General features: G+C 52.7%; 16 protein-coding genes and 1 tRNA gene. 8 read left to right on the forward strand and 9 right to left on the reverse strand.

Annotated features, from left to right (window positions below; translation table 11 throughout):
- Positions 1 to 29 precede the first annotated feature (29 nt).
- From E5987_RS09285 to E5987_RS09300, 4 genes are read right to left on the reverse strand one after another with little or no spacing between them, the layout of a single operon-like run.
- Positions 30 to 1,856 carry an ABC transporter ATP-binding protein gene (locus tag E5987_RS09285; RefSeq protein WP_160335812.1) on the reverse strand — a complete coding sequence of 609 codons (1,827 nt, stop codon included), beginning with the start codon at positions 1,854 to 1,856 and terminating at the stop codon, positions 30 to 32.
- Positions 1,856 to 3,271, reverse strand: a complete 1,416-nt coding sequence (locus E5987_RS09290; protein WP_160335826.1) for an ABC transporter permease — start codon at positions 3,269 to 3,271, stop codon at positions 1,856 to 1,858. Before E5987_RS09290 ends, E5987_RS09285 begins: the two co-directional genes overlap by 1 nt.
- A complete protein-coding gene (locus E5987_RS09295; protein ID WP_160335813.1) occupies positions 3,271 to 4,248 on the reverse strand; it encodes an ABC transporter permease in 978 nt (325 codons plus the stop codon). The genes E5987_RS09290 and E5987_RS09295 overlap by 1 nt, the downstream gene beginning before the upstream one ends.
- On the reverse strand, positions 4,245 to 6,443 hold the full coding sequence (locus E5987_RS09300) for an ABC transporter substrate-binding protein (RefSeq protein WP_160335827.1): 2,199 nt from the start codon (positions 6,441 to 6,443) through the stop codon (positions 4,245 to 4,247). Before E5987_RS09300 ends, E5987_RS09295 begins: the two co-directional genes overlap by 4 nt.
- 312 nt (positions 6,444 to 6,755) lie before the next feature.
- Here E5987_RS09300 and ybgC point away from each other — a divergent pair, with 312 nt between their 5' ends.
- The 5 genes from ybgC to E5987_RS09325 are packed head-to-tail and all read left to right on the forward strand — an operon-like array spanning position 6,756 to position 11,033.
- Entirely contained in the window at positions 6,756 to 7,172 is a 417-nt protein-coding gene (ybgC, locus tag E5987_RS09305; protein WP_160335814.1) for a tol-pal system-associated acyl-CoA thioesterase, read from the forward strand.
- A 9-nt stretch (positions 7,173 to 7,181) separates the two neighbouring features.
- Positions 7,182 to 7,865, forward strand: a complete 684-nt coding sequence (gene tolQ / locus E5987_RS09310; RefSeq protein ID WP_160335815.1) for a protein TolQ — start codon at positions 7,182 to 7,184, stop codon at positions 7,863 to 7,865.
- 9 nt (positions 7,866 to 7,874) lie between these two features.
- On the forward strand, positions 7,875 to 8,300 hold the full coding sequence (locus E5987_RS09315) for a biopolymer transporter ExbD (protein WP_160335816.1): 426 nt from the start codon (positions 7,875 to 7,877) through the stop codon (positions 8,298 to 8,300).
- A complete protein-coding gene (gene tolA, locus E5987_RS09320) occupies positions 8,300 to 9,505 on the forward strand; it encodes a cell envelope integrity protein TolA (protein ID WP_160335817.1) in 1,206 nt (401 codons plus the stop codon). Before E5987_RS09315 ends, tolA begins: the two co-directional genes overlap by 1 nt.
- 22 nt (positions 9,506 to 9,527) lie before the next feature.
- Positions 9,528 to 11,033, forward strand: coding sequence for a mechanosensitive ion channel family protein (locus E5987_RS09325; RefSeq protein ID WP_160335818.1), 1,506 nt, complete (start codon positions 9,528 to 9,530; stop codon positions 11,031 to 11,033).
- Between the two features lie 96 nt (positions 11,034 to 11,129).
- Here the strand turns inward: E5987_RS09325 and E5987_RS09330 are convergent, their stop codons facing one another.
- Positions 11,130 to 12,878, reverse strand: coding sequence for a proline--tRNA ligase (locus E5987_RS09330; RefSeq protein WP_160335819.1), 1,749 nt, complete (start codon positions 12,876 to 12,878; stop codon positions 11,130 to 11,132).
- A 119-nt stretch (positions 12,879 to 12,997) separates the two neighbouring features.
- On the opposite strand from E5987_RS09330, the gene E5987_RS09335 reads away from it, so the two are divergent.
- Positions 12,998 to 13,546, forward strand: coding sequence for an RNA pyrophosphohydrolase (locus E5987_RS09335; protein WP_160335820.1), 549 nt, complete (start codon positions 12,998 to 13,000; stop codon positions 13,544 to 13,546).
- Positions 13,547 to 13,599: 53 nt separating this feature from the next.
- Here the strand turns inward: E5987_RS09335 and proB are convergent, their stop codons facing one another.
- The 4 genes from proB to rplU form a co-directional block, all read right to left on the reverse strand.
- On the reverse strand, positions 13,600 to 14,730 hold the full coding sequence (gene proB, locus E5987_RS09340) for a glutamate 5-kinase (protein ID WP_160335821.1): 1,131 nt from the start codon (positions 14,728 to 14,730) through the stop codon (positions 13,600 to 13,602).
- 84 nt (positions 14,731 to 14,814) lie between these two features.
- Positions 14,815 to 15,912, reverse strand: coding sequence for a GTPase ObgE (gene obgE, locus E5987_RS09345; protein ID WP_160335822.1), 1,098 nt, complete (start codon positions 15,910 to 15,912; stop codon positions 14,815 to 14,817).
- Positions 15,913 to 16,031: 119 nt separating this feature from the next.
- Positions 16,032 to 16,289, reverse strand: a complete 258-nt coding sequence (gene rpmA, locus E5987_RS09350; RefSeq protein WP_160335823.1) for a 50S ribosomal protein L27 — start codon at positions 16,287 to 16,289, stop codon at positions 16,032 to 16,034.
- Positions 16,290 to 16,317: 28 nt separating this feature from the next.
- A complete protein-coding gene (rplU, locus tag E5987_RS09355) occupies positions 16,318 to 16,629 on the reverse strand; it encodes a 50S ribosomal protein L21 (protein WP_160335824.1) in 312 nt (103 codons plus the stop codon).
- A gap of 436 nt (positions 16,630 to 17,065) precedes the next feature.
- On the opposite strand from rplU, the gene E5987_RS09360 reads away from it, so the two are divergent.
- On the forward strand, positions 17,066 to 18,046 hold the full coding sequence (locus E5987_RS09360) for a polyprenyl synthetase family protein (protein WP_160335825.1): 981 nt from the start codon (positions 17,066 to 17,068) through the stop codon (positions 18,044 to 18,046).
- Positions 18,047 to 18,064: 18 nt separating this feature from the next.
- Positions 18,065 to 18,141 (forward strand) — tRNA-Pro (locus E5987_RS09365).
- The last annotated feature ends 414 nt before the right edge of the window (positions 18,142 to 18,555 follow it).

Raw genomic sequence — 18,555 nt, forward strand, 5'->3', positions numbered from 1 at the left:
TTTCTTACGCAAAAAAGAAAGGCTCTTTTTTATTTTCCGAGCTTTTGGCGCAGCGCGTCAAAATTCGGCACCGCGTTCAAAAGATTCTGCGTATAGACTTCTCTGGGCGTATTTAAAACCTCCGCCGCGGTTCCAGACTCAACGACACGTCCGTCCTTCATCACAATGACGTCATCGGCGAGGTAACGCACCACGCTGAAGTTGTGCGTGATAAAAAGGTACGAAATCCCTCTGTTTTTCTGGATCTCGTTTAACAAATTCAGAATCTGGGCCTGTACCGATACGTCAAGCGCAGAAGTCGGCTCATCACAAATCAGCAATTCCGGCTCCACCAGAAGCGCCCGGGCAATCGCCAAACGCTGACGCTGTCCGCCGGAAAACTCATGCGGGTAGCGGTAAAGTGAATCCGAACGCAGACCGCAGAGATTGACTGCGGATTCCGCCCGATCGATCGCTTCTGAAGCTGAAGTGCCCGATCTCAGACTTTCGAGCCCCTCTAAAAGAATCTCTTTAACGCGCATGCGCGGATTAAGGCTTGAGAACGGGTCTTGGAAAATCACCTGTATTCGTCGTCTTGCTTCTAAGAGCGCCTGTCCTTTGAGCTCACTGAGCTCGGTGCCGTCAAGCCGCGCCGAACCGTTGATATGCGCCGCGCTGCGAAGCAGCTGCAGAACGCCTCGCGCGACAGTCGTCTTGCCGCTTCCGCTTTCTCCGACCAGCGCGGTGGTGCGGCCCCGAAGCACATCAAAAGATACGTCCTGAACCGCTTTCACATAATCCGGCCGGCGCAGGAAGCCGCCGTGCGTAGGAAACCAAACGTTATAGTCACGCACCTGCAGCAAAGCGCCCGCTTCCGTCGCTTCGCTTTCCACCGCGGCGTCACTTCTCGGAAGCTCTACTTTCGATTTAATCGGAAACAAACAGCGAACGCGCCGAGTACCGAAATCCGTCAGAGGGACGTCGCCTCGCCTGCACTCTGCTCTTGCTTCAGTACAGCGATCGGCAAAACGGCATCCGACAAACTTTCGGTTCAAGCGGGGCACCATCCCGGGAATCGCCTGAAGCGGGTGCGATTTATCTTTGCCTTCCGGGAGTGCTTTGAGCAAATTGCGCGCGTACGGATGGTAGGGGCTCGAGAAGAAATCCTGAGCGCTGGCCTCTTCCACAAGCTCTCCGGCATACATCAGACCCACACGGTCCGCCACCTGAGCAACTACCGTCAAATCATGCGTGATCAGCAGAACGCCAATGTTTTCCGAATCGCGAAGACTCTTAATGAGATCAAGAATCTGCGCCTGAATGGTCACATCAAGCGCGGTCGTCGGCTCGTCCGCGATTAAGTATTTCGGCTGCGCCGCCAGCGCGATCGCGATCATGACGCGCTGCCTTTGTCCGCCGGAAAGCTCATGCGGGAAAGAGTCAATACGTCTCTCGGGCTCCGGAATGCCGACTTTTTTCAGCCATTCAAGCGCCTTAGCGCGGGCCTTTACGCCTCTAAGCGCCGTATGCAGTTCAATTGTCTCTACGATCTGATCGCCGACCGTCATAACTGGGTTCAGCGACGTCGCCGGTTCCTGAAAAATCAGGCTGATCTTTGAGGAACGAATATGACGCATCATTGACTCGGGCAGCCCCATAATCTCGGTGCCGTCAACCGTGACGACGCCTGATGTGACACGGCCCGTACTCGGCAAAAGACGCAGCAGAGAAAACGCCGTCATCGATTTTCCGCAGCCGGATTCGCCTACTAAAGCGCAGAACTCTCCGGGGCTGAGCTCTAAGCTCAAACCGTCAACCACGCGCACCGTATCCTCGGAAGTGAGGATGTCAGTCACCATGTTCGATATCTGCAGCATTACTTTCCTCTCTTCACTTTAATTGCCAAACGCGGATCAAACGCTTCCCGCACGGAAGAAGCCAGAAGATTTGCCGAAAGAACCAGCGTCAGCATAAAAACAAACGCCGTACAGAGATTCCACCAAACCACAGGGGTTCTAGAAAGTTCGAGTCTGCCCGCGTTGATCATCGAACCGAAACTGTATGTGGTCGGGTCGACCCCAACGCCCACATAGGAGAGCACGGCCTCATACAGCACGATGCCCGAGAAATCCAAAACCGCCACAATCAATACGATGTGAAGCACATTCGGAAGCACGTGGCGGCGCATAATACGGAACGGTCCGACACCGAACGCTCTTGCCGCCTGGATGTAATCAAGCTGAGAAATCTTGAGCGTCTCCGCGCGCAGCAAACGCGCAAGCGTCGCCCAGCCTGTAAGACCGATAATGACGCTCAGCATAAAGAGCCTTAGATCCGCCCGCTCAATGCCGGTGGCGTACATGCCGGGATGCGCGTCAATAAACACCTGAATCATCAGCACGGAAGCGGCAATCAGCAGCACACTCGGAATCGAAGAGAGCGTGGTGTACAGGTACTGAATCAAGTCATCAACCCAACCCTTGAAAAAACCGGCGCTGATGCCGAGCACCACGGCGAAAGGCAGCGTTGTCAGCGTGGCAAGCGTTCCGATAACCAGCGCGGTACGAATCGATTTAAACGCCTGGAAAAGCACATCGTTGCCGGTCTGATCAGTGCCCATCACGTGGTAGAAGGGCCAGAGAAACGCGATAAGAGATCCGAGGAGCACCAAAATCGAAACGGTCGAAAGAACGGCTTCATAGGGCACCTCGTCTCGCCGCTTAAAGAGCCTGCCCGCCTCCTCGGCAAAGGTCCTTCCTTTGGCGCGCGCGGCGCAGAGAACGCAAATGACCCAAAGCGCAGCGCAGGCGGCAAGACCAATAGCAAGCGCAAAAGCGCATCTGACAAGAACATCCCTAACGTGATCGCTCTCGTCCTTCAGATGCGCGCCGCCCGCTTTCAGCGGCTCGTAATCACGAATCGGACGACCGTTTTCAAAGCGTGAATTTTTTTCAAAGGTGCGCGTCGCCAGCGGCTCCGAGTAAGACTTTTCTTCGGCAAGATGCGCCTTGCCAAACGCTTTGTCCAGCAGAGAATACGTCTTAACGTCATAAACCGCGTGCTGATCCTGCACCGCGATAACCGGACGGAAATGCACCGAATCCAAAACGGCAGTCAAAAGGAAAAAACCGAGCAGTGTCAATGAGCAAAGCGCGGCCGCCGAGCCCATCACATAGCGCCATCGGGCGCGCAGCTCATCGCTGCGCAGCGCATGCCAGAGATAAAAACCGAGTGCCGCAACCAAGACAATGACCACAATGTCCGTCGGCAGAAGAACAAATTTAGGCATCATCATTTGAGTCGAATCCTCGGGTCGGCAATCGTGTAGGCCACATCCGTCAAAATCAGACCGATCACATAAAGAACGGTTCCGACAAACACCATGGTGCGCACAATCGCAAAATCTTGACTGTTAATCGCGTCAATCGTAAAGCTGCCCAGTCCCGGAATGCCGAAGAAACTCTCCATCACCAGTGAGCCTAAGAACAGCATCGGAAGAACCGCCACCGTCGAGGTGAGGATCGGAAGACTTGCGTTGCGCAGAACATGCTTAAAGAGCACGGCTGACTCCGGCAGCCCTTTGGCGCGGGCCGTGCGGACATAATCTTTGCTGATCTCCTCTAAAAACATGGATCGGTAAAGGAGCGCGTCTCCGCCAATGCGGGAGAAAACGCCGATCGCGACCGGAAGAATGAGAAAAGCCGCCATCGCTGTGCCGCTTTCAAAACCGGAAATCGGCACGAGCTTGAGAATCTTGGAAAACAGCCACTGTCCGAAAATAATGTAGAAAAGCCCGGAAATCGACATCATGACGATCGCAAGAATCACGCCGCCGATCTCGAGCTTCGTATGCCGAAAAAACACCAGCCCCAGAGAGAACACCACGATGACGAAGACACCGAGTAAAAATGTCGGCAGCGCAAGCGCGATCGAAGGGCCCATGCGGTTTTTAATCTCATAGGCAATATCGCGGCCGGTATCGGACGCGCCTAAGTCACCGACCATCATTCGGGCGCTGTGCTCCCAAAAAATGGTTTCTGTCGCTTTTTTTGCTCCTTCAGCACTCTCGTTCCACAGAAGCGGCCTGTCGTAGCCGTGGAATTTCTTCCAGCTTTCAATCGCTTCAGCCGTCACGCGTTTTCCGCCGATATTGAGCCGCGCCATATCATCCGGCGTGTTGACGGTAAAAAACAAAACGAACGTCAGCAGATTCACGCCGATGAGAATTAAAAAGCCGTAGCCGATGCGTCTTAAAAGATATCGAATCATTTCAAGGACTCCTGTGCAGTACGGGCGGTCATGCGCTCTCTTCTACGGTGCAGAATCACGGCCGGAACAACCAGTGAACCCAGAAGCGCAGCCAGAATAAAGAGCGGCCAGTAGATCGGTTTATTCCACTCTTTAACGCGCTCGACTCGGGTCGCGGGGTCAAGCCTCAAATACTGGATATGGTTGCGGACAATCTGTGTCGGTTTACCGTTATGCACCCACTGATGAAAAGCCGCGGCGCTCGTCGGGAAGTATCCGAACGACCACGGAGCGTCTTTCTGCACAATGCGGATCAGCTCTTCAATGGCGGCAGCCTTTTCCGGACCCTCATCCAAGTAGCGCATCTTGGCGTAAATCCGGTCATAGTCATCGTTCTGATAGTTCGAAGCGTTTTCTCCAGAACCGCCCGTGCTCGACTTCGCGTTGGGTCCGTAAAGCAGAAATAAGAAATTCTCCGCATCCGGGTAGTCTGCGAGCCAGCCCCAAAGGAACAGCTGATGATTTCCGGTAATGACTTTATCCTGGAAGCGGTTGTAGTCCGTCGCGCGGATATCGAGCTGAATTCCGATCTTGGCAAACTGCTTCTGATACCAGTCCAGCACGGATTTTGTCGCAGGAGACGCAGCCGCCTGAAAGTCCAGATTCAATACAAGCGGTTCTCCCGTTTTCTGATCCCGTCCGTCCGGATAACCGGCCTCGCTCAGAAGTTTTTTCGCTTCAGCCAGAGATTTGCGGCGGATCTGTCCGTCCTCGCCTTTCTCGTAAACATAGGGGTTAAATGCCGCCGCGCCGTCTTTGCTGTAACCGAACAATCCCGGCGGCAGCGGACCGTGCGCAGGAGATGCGAGCCCTTTCTGGAAAATCTGAATGTACTCTTCCCAGTCCATCGCGATAGAGATCGCCTGACGAAGCTTACGGTTGCGCTCCTGCTGCTCGGGCGTATCGCCTCGGCCGATCACAGGATCGAGCCAGTTAAATCCGAAGTAAGTATTCTGAGCTTCTACCGTCTTCGGGAACTGCAGTTTCTTTTCGCGATATTCTTTTTCTTTCTTGGCGCTGTCGGCCATGCCGATCAGAAAACCCTGACCGTTGTCCAGACGCTCAATCTGCGGAGAATCGTAATAGCCCTGTAGAAATTTCGTCTGCAGAGGCACGCTTTCTTTTTCCGCGCTGATTTCAATTCGATCAATAAAAGGCATCGGCTTGCCGCAGTCCTGCAGATAGCCCTTTGACTCGTCAAGCTCCTCGCCTTCGCACGGATAAAGTTCCGTTTTTCTGTAGTTCGGGTTGCGCTCCATGACATGTCTGCGGTTTTCAATCGATTCGACCAGCATATAGGGCCCGGTTCCGACCGGCCAGTAATTCAGAGAAAGATTGTTCTTTGCCATGCCCTTCTGCGCGTAGAACGCTTCTGCTTCCCAAGGGATGGGAGAAAAAAAGGTCATTGCAAGCCAATTGGAAAACTGAGGATATTTGCCTTTGACCTCCAGGCGCAGCGTGTACTTATCGGGCGCGCTGACACCCTTCAGAGGAATTTTTCTGAAATCCAGAAACGGCAGATCGCGGTCCGTAGGCGAAAGTCCGCGTCTGAGCCGCTCATCTTCTGCTCGAACCAGGACCGCGTATTCGTTCAGTCCCGGAAGATGATTAGCCATCGTTCCGAAGATCGGAGAGATAATGCGCGGGTTCGCCATACGCTTAATCGCATAGACATAATCTTCCGCCTCGAGCTCCCGAGTTCCTTTTTGCGGCAGATCGAGCGGATTGCGCAGCCCGTCAATGACCTCGGGCGCAAGATGATGATTCACGTAGCGACCCTCCGCGTCCCTCGCGAAAGCGGGATGCGGCGCATACATGATGCCTTTCTTCAGCGGAATTTCGTACACACTGAGCGCGACCTCTTCAGGGTCTGCGTCTTTACCAAGCTTATTTCCGTTCTTATCGAAATAAACCGGCTGAACAATTCTTTCAGCCGCTCGGGGGATCAGCTCATAGGGCCTTTTGAGGTAGTGATACTGATAAAGCGGTTCGTAAATATTGTAGGTATAAGGTGTTTCATCCGACGAGTAAGAACTGGTCGGATCCAGATGCTTAGGGCTGCGGCCTGAAAAAGGCGTAAATAAAGTGTTTGCGGAAAGTTCCTGTTCGCTGTGCACGGCATTGGGAATTTCTCGGCATGAAGAAAGCAAAAACATGCAGCCCAAAAGCGACGAAAGGCAGAGCAGCGCTCTCGCTCGAGACCTTGGGTTTGCCGTATTTCTTTTCACTTTTATCCTTTCACCTATTTTGGGACGCAATATCTTATCAGTTTGATTAAAAACCCAAAGAAATGAAACATTTACCAACACATTATCTCAGTTTAAGCTTTGTTTCCAAGGATGTCAGAAAGCGCTTGATTTGGATACACAGCCAGCCAAAAAAACTATTTATCAGAATCAGCTTGATAAAATCTTGCTTTGGACTTCTGTGTGTATTGACCGATATTCGGCAGGGAGCGATATTCTTAAATGACTGAGGCTTACTTTGACTTACCCGTGCGTGTGTATTATGAAGATACGGACTGTGCTCGGGTCGTCTATTACGCCAACTACCTTAAATTCATGGAGCGGGCGCGTACGGAATGGCTGAGAGCGCTCGGCTGGTCTCAGGAGGAGCTGTATCAGCGGCATCGAATCGTATTTGTCGTCGCCGAGGCAAAGGTCCGCTACATTCGGCCCGCGCATCTTGATGACGAGCTCATTGTCCGGGCGAGAATCTCCGACTGCCGAAGGGCCTCTTTCTGCTTCACACAGGAGATATTAAGAGCCGGCGAGAAGCTTGCCTCAGGTGAGATTCGCTGCGGCGTACTGAACGCGGATACTTTCCGTCCGACTGCAATGCCGGAAGAGATGTCTGCAAAATTTAAAGAACTTTTAATTTCGTAAGGGATCGTGATGGAAGCATCCGCTGATTTATCCATTATCACTTTAGTCACACAAGCCAGTGCCGTAGTGCAGATTGTTTTGTGCATTCTTCTCATTTTTTCACTGGTGAGCTGGACGATTATTTTCCAGAAATGGTTTCAGATGAGCCGCGCCAGACGAGAAGCCGCAAGCTTCGACAAGCGTTTCTGGGGCGGAGCCGATCTGAACAAGCTCTATGAATCGGCAGCCGAACGCCGCGATTCCATCGGACCTCAGGAAGGCATTTTCTATTCCGGCATGACTGAGTTTCTGCGCGGCAGAGCGAGCCATCTAGAGCAGAAAGCCGGCACATTCGGGCTCATTGATAGCGTCTCGCGCGCCATGCGCGCCCGCTTCCAGAGAGAGCTGGACATTCTGGAATCCGGTCTTTCGGTGCTTGCCACGATTGGTTCGGTTTCTCCCTACATCGGTTTGTTCGGTACGGTTTGGGGCATCATGGACGCCTTCACCGGACTGGGCAACCTGGAAAGCGCCTCGCTCGCTGTTGTAGCCCCCGGTATTGCCGAAGCTCTGGTCGCAACCGCGATCGGTCTGTTCGCCGCGATTCCTGCCGTGATCGGATACAACCGCTTTGCTTACAGCCTGGATCGTCTTGCGAACCAGTATGAAAGCTACATGCAGGAATTCCAAAATATTTTGAGTCGTCAGGCCTAAGGAAAGAACATGCCCCGCAACGGAAGCAGAAGACGTCTTCTCGCAGAGATGAACGTCGTTCCCTATATTGACGTGATGCTGGTGCTGGTCGTCATCCTGATGGTGGCGGCTCCTTACGTCAATCCCTCAATGGTTGATTTGCCGACCGTCAACAAGGCCGCCAAGCAGCCTGATAAAGTCGTTGAAGTCATTGTCGCACCCGACGGCCAGCTTTCTATTCGTGACAGCGCTAAGAAAGTCGTACCGGTGGACTTCCCGCAGCTCGTGTCAACCGTTGAATCTCTGCGCGCTGACGGCGCCAATGTGCCTGTCGTCATCGCGGCGGACAAAACGGTCGCCTATGAAAAAGTGATCGATGTCATGCGCAATCTGCAGAAAGCCAACATCACACGCATCGGTTTATCCCTCAAACTGGAAGGGTCCGGAGCTAAGTAATGGATGACTATTCTCCCAATCAGCCGAATAAAGTAACAGACGGCCAAGGCTTCTGGGGTGTCGCCTTTGTGCTTGCCCTAATCGCCCACGGCGTGCTGTTTGTGCTTTTGTTTGTGTCAATGCAGTGGAGAGCGGAGCCGACCGGTCCGGTATACGCCGAACTCTGGACGGGAGACGAGGCGGCTCAAATGGCCGATACTCAGCCGGAACCGGCCCCGGAACCTGAGCCTGAGCCCGAACCGGAACCGCAGCCTGAACCTGAACCGCCGGCTCCCGAACCGCAGAGCGCGCCGGAGCCGCAGCTTCCGCCGCCACCGCCGCCGATTGCACAGACCGACTTGGATCGTCAGGCCAATATGCTTGAAGACCCGGACATCGTTCAGGAGCGGCTGGATCGCGAAGCGAAAAAGCAGGAAGAAGAAAAGCAGCGCATTCTGGAGCGCGAGCGTCAGTTAGAAGAAGCCCGCAGAGCTGAAGAGCAGCGTAAAGCCGAAGAAGCCCGACAGGCGGAAGAACGACGCAAAGCGGAAGAAGCTAAACGACAGGAAGAGCTCAGACAGCAGGAGCTGAAACGCCAGGAAGAGCTCAAGCAGCAGGAATTAAAACGTCAGGAAGAGCAGCGTCAGCTTGCGGAACAAAAACGCCTTGAGCAGCAGAAAGCCGAAGCGGAACGCAAGGCTCGTCAGGAAGAGCTCAAACGTCAGGCTCAGGAGCGTGAAAAGCAGATCGCCGAGCAGAAAGCCAAACGCGAAAAAGAACTTGCTGAGAAAAAGAAAGCTCAGGAAGAGCTGAATCGTCAAAGAGCTGAAGCTCAGGCCAACGCCGCACGCAGAAAAGAAATGCTCAGCCGTCTTTCCGGACAGAGCGGATCCAGCATGGGCAGCAGCGGCTCCTCGAGCATGACGAGCTTCCAGCAGGCTCAGTACAACAATCGTATCGTGGCCTGCATCCGACCGCATATTACGTTTAATACCCCGGCAGGCGCCAAACGCGGCGACTATGTCGCGCGCTTCGAAGTACAGCTTCTGAAGACCGGCAAGAAAGCCGGAACTCCGAAACTTTTGAAGACGAGCGGTCTTAAAGCTTTTGACAACGCGGTGGAAAAAGCGATCCTGTTGTGTGATCCGTTCCCGAAACCGCCTGTCGGAAACGTTCCCTCCTCTATTCTTCTCACTTTCGATCCGGTGGAAGACGTCGGTCGTTAACGTCGTTTTATAAGGAAAATTTATGGCCGTCAGCGAAGTCGCAAAGGTTGCTCAAACCGCGGTTACAACCGAGGAGCTCCTCAGCGCTGATAACAATATCCTTGATGAGCTTCTGCTCATGTTTGAAAAGGGGCTGAATCAGCCGGTCGTATATTGGCAGATCGCCTGTCTTGCGACCTCACTGATCCTCGGCTGGCTGCTCTCTCGCTACCTTTACAAGCGGGCGGTCAGTCTTTTTGCCGAAGAGGAACAAACACAGGCCGAAGAAGAGAAGAACCCTAAACAAAGAGAGCAGGCGTTTTGGAGTCTCGTGCGCAGACGAATTCAGACGCTGCTTCTGCGGCTCAGTTTCCCGCTCATCTCTATGGTGTTCATCGCGGTGACAACGTTTACGATCCGGCTGTTCAACGTGCTGCCCAAGCACGCGCTGCCGCTGGAATCCATTATTTGGCTCATCCTTGGCGCCTACGTTGTTATCCGCACCGTCATCTTTATCATTCACCAAACGGTCAGCCGGGGCAAACTCTCGAACAGTCTGGATAATTTCCTGACATGGGCCATCTGGGGCGGCGTTGCGCTGCAGGTCGTCGGCGTTCTGCCGAAGGCCGTCAGCTTCATGCAGTCCACCAAGATACCGCTTGGCAAGGACAACTTCACGCTTTGGTCTTTGCTTCTCGCGATCTTCTCCATCGCGCTCGCGCTGATTGTCGCCAAATGGGTCGGACAGTTCATTGAGCGCTGGCTCAACAGTATTCCGACGATGCAGTCGAGTCTTAGGGTTGTTCTGATTCGCGTCGTGAAAGTTCTGCTTACCTTCATTGCGATTCTGGTCGGTCTTTCCTCGGTCGGCATTGACATTACCGTGCTCGGCGTATTCGGCGGCGCGGTCGGTGTGGGTCTCGGCTTTGGCCTGCAGAAAATTACCTCCAACTATGTGAGCGGCTTTATCATTCTGCTCGACAGAAGCATCAAAATCGGCGATCTGGTTTCAGTTGCGGGCGTGGAAGGCATCGTCAATGACATTAAAACGCGCTACACCGTTATCCGTGCCTTTGACGGCAGCGTCACGATTATCCCGAATGAGGCGTTTGTCACCGGAAACGTGAAAAATACCTCGTATCTGCAGGGACCGGGCCGCACCACCGTGACTATGAGTGTCGACTACAGCACTGACGTCGAAGAGGTGATTGAACTTATGACGGACATTGTCCGCAGACAGCCTCGTGTGCTGATCAGCCCTCCTCCTTACACGATTTTGTCCAACTTCGGCGCGGACGGTATCGATTTAACTTCCTACTTCTGGATTTCCGATCCGGAAAAGGGCACTACCGTGCTGCGCTCAAATATCAGCAGAGAAATGCTGCGTGAATTCAACGAGCGCAAGATCAACATACCCTTCCCGCAAAGAGATCTTCATCTTATCGGGACACCGGAAATTATCTGCCGCGTAGAATCCGATCCGGCTCCGAAAGCTGCGGATGCGGCACAGGGGCCTGCGCCGCTTGATACTTCCGCAGAACGCGTGTAATCCTTTAAAAGGCGCTTCTTTTGCAGTGCTTCGCTTAATGAAAAACCGGTCGGGAACTTTAGCTCCCGGTCGGTTTTTTGAATCAATGATCAGAGATTATCTATTATTGATCAAGCCGATCAGTTTATCTGCAATATCCGCGACAGGCACCGTCTCATTCTTCAGATCTCTGCGGTGCGTGTATTCAACTTCACCGTTTTTGAGGCCACGGTCGCCGATCGTGACGCGGTGCGGTACACCGATCAGTTCCCACTCAGCGAACATTACGCCGGGGCGCAGTCCTCTATCGTCAAGAATGACATCAATACCGGCCTCTTTCAGGCGGCCGTACAGTTCATTGGAAACCTTCTGAACCTCTTCGCTCTTGTCGTAGCCGACCGCGCAGATAACGACGGTAAAGGGCGCGATGCTGTCGGGCCAAATAATGCCCTTGTCATCATGACCCTGTTCAATCGCAGCGCCGAGCAGACGGGAAACGCCAATACCGTAGCAGCCCATCTGAAGGACCTGCGGTTTGCCGTTTTCATCCAGATAAGTCGCCTTCATCGCGGAAGAATACTTGTCGCCTAAGAAGAAGACATGGCCGACCTCGATGCCGCGCTGCATTTTCAGTGTGCCTTTGCCGTCAGGAGAAGCGTCTCCCACAACTACGTTGCGAATATCTGCGACAACGTCCGGTTCTCTCAGGTCGCGGCCCCAGTTCACGCCGCGAATGTGGTAGCCCTCTTCGTTGGCGCCGACAATGAAGTCGCTCATGTTGGCGACGGTGGTGTCCGCAACAATCGTGACATTCTTAGGAATACCGACAGGTCCGAGGTAGCCGGGTTTACTGCCGAAAGTATTCATGATTTCAGAATCCGTCGCGAAGCGGAATCCGGGCTTGAGCGCGTCAAGTTTGCCCGCTTTCACTTCATTCAGGCTGTGGTCTCCGCGCAGCAGCAGCAGAACAATCTTCGCAGGCAGCGGATTGCCTTTTTCGTCGTACTGTTCAACCGCAAGCACGATGGATTTGACGCTGTCGGTGAGCGGCTTGCCCAGCAGTTCAACGACGAGTTCGCATTTATCTTTTCCGGGTGTCGGAACTTTTTCCATCGCTTCTTTGGGCTCTTCGCGTTTTTCGATCAGGCAGGGCGCCTCAGCGAGTTCGATATTTGCCGCGTAATCGCTGTCCGGGCAGAACACGATGAGGTCTTCGCCGGTGTCGGCGATTACTTGGAATTCCTGAGAGCGGGAGCCGCCGATCGAGCCGGAGTCGGCGCGCACCGCGCGGTACATCAGGCCGAGTCGATCAAAGATTCGGCAGTAAGCTTCAAACATCTTGTCGTAGCTCTTACCGGCATCTTCAGCGTTTCTGTCGAATGAGTAGGCGTCCTTCATGATGAAGTCGCGGCCTCGCATCACGCCGAAGCGAGGGCGGCGTTCATCTCTGAACTTCGTCTGGATCTGGTAGAAATTCACAGGAAGCTGACGCCAGGACTTAATTTCCTGACGAGCGATATCCGTGACAACTTCCTCACTGGTCGGCTGCAGAACAAAATCACGGTCATGACGGTCCTTAATACGGAGGAGTTCATCTCCGTACTTCTGCCAGCGGCCGGTTTCCTGCCAAAGTTCAGCCGGCTGCACGATCGGCATCAGCAGTTCAATGGCGCCCGCTCTATCCATTTCTTCGCGGATAATGCTTTCAATTTTACGGAGGGAGCGAAGACCCATCGGCATGATGTCGTAGATGCCAGCGGCCAGTTTTTTAATCATGCCGGCGCGAAGCATCAGTTTCTGGCTAACGATTTCAGCGTCTGCGGGCGCTTCCTTCATGGTGGAAATAAAAAATTGTTTTGCTCTCATTTATTCAACTCTTGTAATGCCGGCAGAATGCGCTGCTTCCCCTTTCGAACAATCCGAAAAAGTTCCGCAAGGCGTACCGATATAATGTAAGGACACAAAAGAGTTATTTTAAAGTTTTTATGCTTGATCAACATGGATATCGACCGAATGTCGGCATTATTTTGACGAATCCTCTCCGACAGGTGTTCTGGGGAAAGCGGCTCGGTCAGCACTCGTGGCAGTTTCCACAGGGCGGCATCAACCGCGGGGAATCTCCGAGGGAGGCCATGTTCAGAGAGCTGTGGGAAGAACTCGGTCTTTTTGAAAATCAGGTCAGAATCATCGGTAGGACCGAAGACTGGCTTCGCTATGACGTCCCGGACCGCTGGGTGCGCAGAGATCTCAGAGGTATTTACAAAGGGCAGAAGCAGATTTGGTTTTTACTTGAGCTTCTGGGCAAGAACAAAGACATCAATCTGAAAGCGACCAATCATCCCGAATTTGAGGCTTGGCGCTGGAATGACTATTGGGTTCCGCTGAGTCAGGTCATTGAGTTCAAGCGCAATGTGTATAAAGAAGCGCTTACGGAGCTTGCACCGCTTATCTTTCCCGATAAGAAATCACTGACACCGCCGCCCCGTTGGGAAAGAGCGGAAGGGCCGAATCACTTCAGACTGTACCGCAATTAAGAAAAGCCGCTCTCAATGCAAAACGCAGGAGCGGCTTTTTTGATATCAGAAGATCAGACTGAAGCGACGACCATATTGTCCTGATGGATCAGTTCACGCTGTTCGATATAACCGAGTTCATCCAAGATTTCGTCGGTGTGATGTCCCATGATGCGCTTTGCTTCGGCAGAACCATAGTTAATAAGGCCGCGGCAAATTTCTTTTCCGTCCTTATCCACACAGGCGACGACTTCTCCTCTCAGGAAGTCTCCTTCCACAGCCTTAACACCGACCGGCAGAAGGCTCTTACCTGCTCTGACGGCGTGAATCGCACCTTCATCGATCACGCATTTGCCTTTGAGCTGCAGGTGATCGGCGATCCATTGGCTTCGCGCGGACATCGGCCGACTTTCGGCATAAAGCAGTGTGCCGATTGACTCACCGTGCGCAAGTTTTACCAGCACGTCTTCGATTCTTCCGCTTGCGATAATCGTGGAAGCACCGCTTCGAGCCGCGCGCTTAGCCGCCAAGATTTTGGTCAGCATACCGCCCTTGCCGATTGAGGAGCCGGCGCCGCCCGCCATCTCTTCGTATTTTTTATCTCCGGCCCGTCCGACCTGAACTAGGCGCGCATCGGCATTGCTGCGGGGATCCGCGGTAAAGAGCCCAAGCTGGTCGGTAAGAATGACGAGAAGGTCCGCCTCCACGAGATTGGTCACCAATGCACCAAGCGTATCGTTGTCGCCCACTTTAATTTCGTTTGTGACAACTGTGTCGTTTTCATTGATGATCGGCACGACTCCAAGATCTAAGAGCGTCACCAGTGTCTGACGAGCATTCAGATATCTTTCCCGGTCCGCCAAGTCGGCGTGTGTGAGCAGGATCTGAGCGGTCTTGATTCCGTAGATCTCAAAGCTTTTTTCATACGCTTCGATAATGCCCATTTGCCCGACCGCGGCCGCCGCCTGCAGTTCATGCATTTTCTTCGGGCGCTTACTCCAGCCGAGGCGTACCACGCCTTCGGCCACGGCACCTGAGCTCACCCAAATCACTTGTTTGCCCAGTTTCTGGAGTTCCGAAATTTGCTTTGTCCAGCGATCGATCGCAGCGCGATCCACTCCGCGGCCTTCGTCTGTCACTAAAGAGGAACCGACTTTTACGACGATGCGTTTGGCGTCCTGCCAAACTTTAAGATTTTCTTCCATATCTTCTGCTAATCCGGGATTCGTTGGTTTGGGAGATACTGCATATATTAAGCCGCCGTGCTGTGCACGGCGGTCTTTATCAGTTTATTTTTCTTCTTCAGGTTCAGGCGGGAAAACTTCTTCCTGATCGTCAAAGCACACATCCGGCTCAGACTCCGCGAGCAGCTGTCTTCTCTGCTCATGGATATCTGCCGCGATCGCGTTCACGAGTTTATCGGTACCTTCTCGGGTCGCTGCCGAGATCGCAAAGAGCGGCGTATCCGCACCGAATTCCTTACGGTACTTCTCAATAACTTCAGCGCGTTCCTCTTCGGGCACCAAGTCCATCTTGTTCAGAACTACCCAGCGCGGTTTATCTGCCAGAGCAGGATCGAACTTACGAAGTTCTTCAACGATAGCTTTAGCCGCCGCGATCGGATCTTCCTCCGCGTGCATCGGAGCGACATCGATCACATGAAGGAGCAGACTGGTACGAGAGAGGTGTCTGAGGAACTGATGACCGAGTCCGGCGCCTTCAGAGGCACCCTCGATCAGTCCGGGAATATCAGCGATCACAAAGCTCGACTCGGGGCCAGCACGCACGACACCCAGATGCGGATGCAGTGTTGTGAAGGGATAGTCCGCAATTCTCGGTTTAGCGTTGGATACAGCAGAAATCAGAGTGGACTTGCCCGCATTCGGCAGTCCGAGCAAACCGACATCGGCCAATACGCGCAGTTCAAGCTTGAGCGCTCTTTCCTCTCCGGGTTCTCCGGGCGTGCACTGACGAGGCGCACGGTTCGTCGAAGACTTGAAATGGAGGTTGCCGAGGCCGCCTTTTCCGCCGCGGGCTAAAAGCGCCTTCTCACCGTTTTTATCCAAGTCGGCAATGGTTTCGCCGGTATTGATATCGGTAATCACGGTTCCGACGGGCACGCGCAGTTCAATATCGGGGGCGCCTCTGCCGTAGCAGTCGCTTCCGCGACCGTTTTCGCCGTTTTTAGCTTGGAACTTACGGGTATAGCGGTAGTCAATCAGAGTATTAAGGTTGCGGTCTGCAATCGCGTAAATCGATCCGCCCCGGCCGCCGTCTCCGCCGTCAGGACCGCCTTTAGGAATGAATTTTTCACGGCGGAACGAGGCAACACCGTTGCCGCCCTTTCCAGCCATGACTTCAATTTTTGCTTCATCTACGAATTTCATTTTTTCCTGCCGCTGGCAATAGTTCTAATTATGTGATGATAGTCAGGTAAATAATTAAGCGCCCCGTTCCTTGCTAGGAATGGGGCGCCTCAATTCTTTTAAAGTGTCGTCAGTAAAGATTAGACGGGAACTACGTTGACGTAGTGACGATTCAGACGTCCGTGGACAACGAATTCAACCTTACCTGCAACCTTTGCGAACAGAGTGTGGTCACGACCCATACCGACGTTTTCACCGGCGTGGAAGTTCGTGCCGCGCTGACGAACGATGATGGCGCCCGGCTGGATCATTTCAGAGCCGAAAACTTTAACGCCAAGACGCTGAGCGTTGGAATCGCGGCCGTTACGTGTCGATCCGCCGCCTTTCTTATGTGCCATTTCAAATACCTCTTATCAAAAATTCAAATTAGGCCGAAATCTCGTCAATCTTGAGTTCGGTGTAGTTCTGACGATGACCGCCGCTCTTCATAGAGTGCTTGCGGCGACGGAACTTGAAGATACGTACCTTGTCGTGACGACCTTCAGAGAGGACCGTGGCTGTAACAAAAGCGCCCGGAACTGTCGGGTTGCCAAGAGTAAGACCGGCATCAGTCTTAACAGCGAGAACGGTCTCGAGTTTGATCTGAGAGCCGACTTCGCCCGGCAGAGTTTCGACTTTTACTTTATCGCCAACAGCAACAGTGTACTGTTTGCCGCCGGTTTTAATAATTGCGTACATGCTTTACCTTTAACACTTCAATGCAGTCTGCGTCCTGCTGAAGCCTTTTTGTTTGCTAGAAAGAAGTTTGCGCAGAGTTCGGCATTATGGAGGAAAATTCTCATTAAGTCAAACCGTTATATGTTTTATTTTTTCTCCGCCTCATCCTCAGCACTTTGTTGCTGCGCAGCGTCTGTCCGCAGTTCATCTTCAGAGTGAGGAAAGCGCTCTGATCGAAGGAGTTTCCATGGCGCTTTATTAATATGAAAGCTTCATTTTCCGCCGCCTCTTCCATGTTTTTAACAGCCGAGTCTTATTCGGGTCAGTTTTCTTAGCGGGCAGGAATTATTGCCGTATATAAGCTAGTCACGGACACTTTCCTGTTCTAATTACCATTAATTCAGAAATCTTGTTTAATATTAAACACAAATAGTTCGCATTATTAGGAATAAAAAGAATGGCCAACGTAGCAGAAACGATGCAGCGCGTTATTGCACCGATCGCTGAAGATCTCGTCGAGGTAGACAAGGCGGTAATTTCTGATTTGCAAAGTGACATCCCTCTTATTAAGAAGATCTCTGACTACATTGTCAGCGCAGGCGGCAAACGGATGCGTCCTGTTGTTCTTCTTCTGATCGCCCGAGCGCTCGGATGTCAAAACAAGGATCCTGTGTTTTTAGCCACAATGATCGAGTATGTCCATACCGCCAGTCTTCTCCATGACGATGTGGTCGACGAATCGGATTTAAGACGCGGCAAGCCCACGGCCAGCTTCAAGTGGGGCAATGCCAGCGCGATTCTGGTTGGTGACTTTATGTATTCGAGAGCATTCCAGTTAATGGTCCGAACACAGAATCTGAGGATCTGTGAAATTGTTGCCGGGGCGGTAAACCGTGTTTCCGAAGGCGAAGTCATTCAGCTTTTAAACATTCACGACACCACCGTGGACGAGAAGCGCTACATTGAAGTGATTGAGCGTAAAACCGGCGTACTGTTTGAAGCGGCTGCCCGCATGGCGGCGGTCTCTGCCGGCGCCGACAAAGCGGTAGAAGACGCTATGGCCGAATATGCGCTGTGTCTTGGCCGAGCATTCCAGATTATTGATGACGTACTGGATTATGTCGGCGTCTCTGGAAATACCGGAAAGAATCTTGGCACCGATTTACGCGAAGGCAAAATGACAATGCCGCTTATTTATGCGCTGAGAAACTGCTCAGAGACGGACACTGAAACAATTCGTAACGCAATCAGTCACAGCGATCCTGACCTTGACGCAATTATCGGAATTATCAAGAAAACTAATGCGATTGAGTCCTGCATTTCCGCAGCCAGAAATGAAGTTCAGAACGGAATTCGACAGCTTGACTGCCTCCCGAGTAGCGCATACAAAAATTCTCTGATAGAATTGCTTTCCTTGACAGTTGAGAGGGACAGTTAGTTCACTTGACGGTCAAATCGGAGTGTAGCTCAGCCTGGTAGAGTACTGCGTTCGGGACGCAGGTGTCGGAGGTTCGAATCCTCTCACTCCGACCAGAATTCGCAAAAACCGCGCAGAACCTGCGCGGTTTTTCTTTTTCCGAAGCGCAATCGAGCCGCTGCGAACGCGACCCTGCGGCTCGTAACCTGAATTCCCGCTCCTAGATTACAAAAATCGGGGCGGGGATTTTTATTTTCAACTTCTGCATAAGTTCCTTGTAACGCTTTGGGATCTCGTGCCAGAGATATGTGACTTGGCCCTCAGGAGCGAACTTATAGACCTGAAATATTGCAGAATCTAGAGCCTCTAGCAGAGGCTCAGCTTTTAATCTGAAGGCATCTTCTTTAGAAGTCTGTCTCTTCTTCGTCGTCTTCGTAGACCTGCGCCTTTTCGGGCTCTGCATCAGGAACCGGAACCCCGAGGGCTTCAAATAACATCCGTCTTTTCCCTGCGATTTCACCGAAGTAGTA

Source organism: Parasutterella muris (assembly GCF_009767915.1).
GTDB lineage: Bacteria > Pseudomonadota > Gammaproteobacteria > Burkholderiales > Burkholderiaceae_F > Parasutterella > Parasutterella muris.

What these genes read in the sequence shown, in the direction of transcription:
- E5987_RS09325 (WP_160335818.1), top strand. Translation starts at nt 9,528, where the DNA reads ATGGCCGTCAGCGAAGTCGCAAAGGTTGCTCAAACCGCGGTTACAACC.
- E5987_RS09300 (WP_160335827.1), bottom strand. Translation starts at nt 6,443, where the DNA reads ATGTTTTTGCTTTCTTCATGCCGAGAAATTCCCAATGCCGTGCACAGC.
- E5987_RS09335 (WP_160335820.1), top strand. Translation starts at nt 12,998, where the DNA reads ATGCTTGATCAACATGGATATCGACCGAATGTCGGCATTATTTTGACG.
- E5987_RS09360 (WP_160335825.1), top strand. Translation starts at nt 17,066, where the DNA reads ATGGCCAACGTAGCAGAAACGATGCAGCGCGTTATTGCACCGATCGCT.
- E5987_RS09290 (WP_160335826.1), bottom strand. Translation starts at nt 3,271, where the DNA reads ATGATGCCTAAATTTGTTCTTCTGCCGACGGACATTGTGGTCATTGTC.
- ybgC (WP_160335814.1), top strand. Translation starts at nt 6,756, where the DNA reads ATGACTGAGGCTTACTTTGACTTACCCGTGCGTGTGTATTATGAAGAT.
- E5987_RS09285 (WP_160335812.1), bottom strand. Translation starts at nt 1,856, where the DNA reads ATGCTGCAGATATCGAACATGGTGACTGACATCCTCACTTCCGAGGAT.
- tolQ (WP_160335815.1), top strand. Translation starts at nt 7,182, where the DNA reads ATGGAAGCATCCGCTGATTTATCCATTATCACTTTAGTCACACAAGCC.
- obgE (WP_160335822.1), bottom strand. Translation starts at nt 15,912, where the DNA reads ATGAAATTCGTAGATGAAGCAAAAATTGAAGTCATGGCTGGAAAGGGC.
- E5987_RS09315 (WP_160335816.1), top strand. Translation starts at nt 7,875, where the DNA reads ATGCCCCGCAACGGAAGCAGAAGACGTCTTCTCGCAGAGATGAACGTC.
- rpmA (WP_160335823.1), bottom strand. Translation starts at nt 16,289, where the DNA reads ATGGCACATAAGAAAGGCGGCGGATCGACACGTAACGGCCGCGATTCC.
- E5987_RS09330 (WP_160335819.1), bottom strand. Translation starts at nt 12,878, where the DNA reads ATGAGAGCAAAACAATTTTTTATTTCCACCATGAAGGAAGCGCCCGCA.
- tolA (WP_160335817.1), top strand. Translation starts at nt 8,300, where the DNA reads ATGGATGACTATTCTCCCAATCAGCCGAATAAAGTAACAGACGGCCAA.
- proB (WP_160335821.1), bottom strand. Translation starts at nt 14,730, where the DNA reads ATGGAAGAAAATCTTAAAGTTTGGCAGGACGCCAAACGCATCGTCGTA.
- rplU (WP_160335824.1), bottom strand. Translation starts at nt 16,629, where the DNA reads ATGTACGCAATTATTAAAACCGGCGGCAAACAGTACACTGTTGCTGTT.
- E5987_RS09295 (WP_160335813.1), bottom strand. Translation starts at nt 4,248, where the DNA reads ATGATTCGATATCTTTTAAGACGCATCGGCTACGGCTTTTTAATTCTC.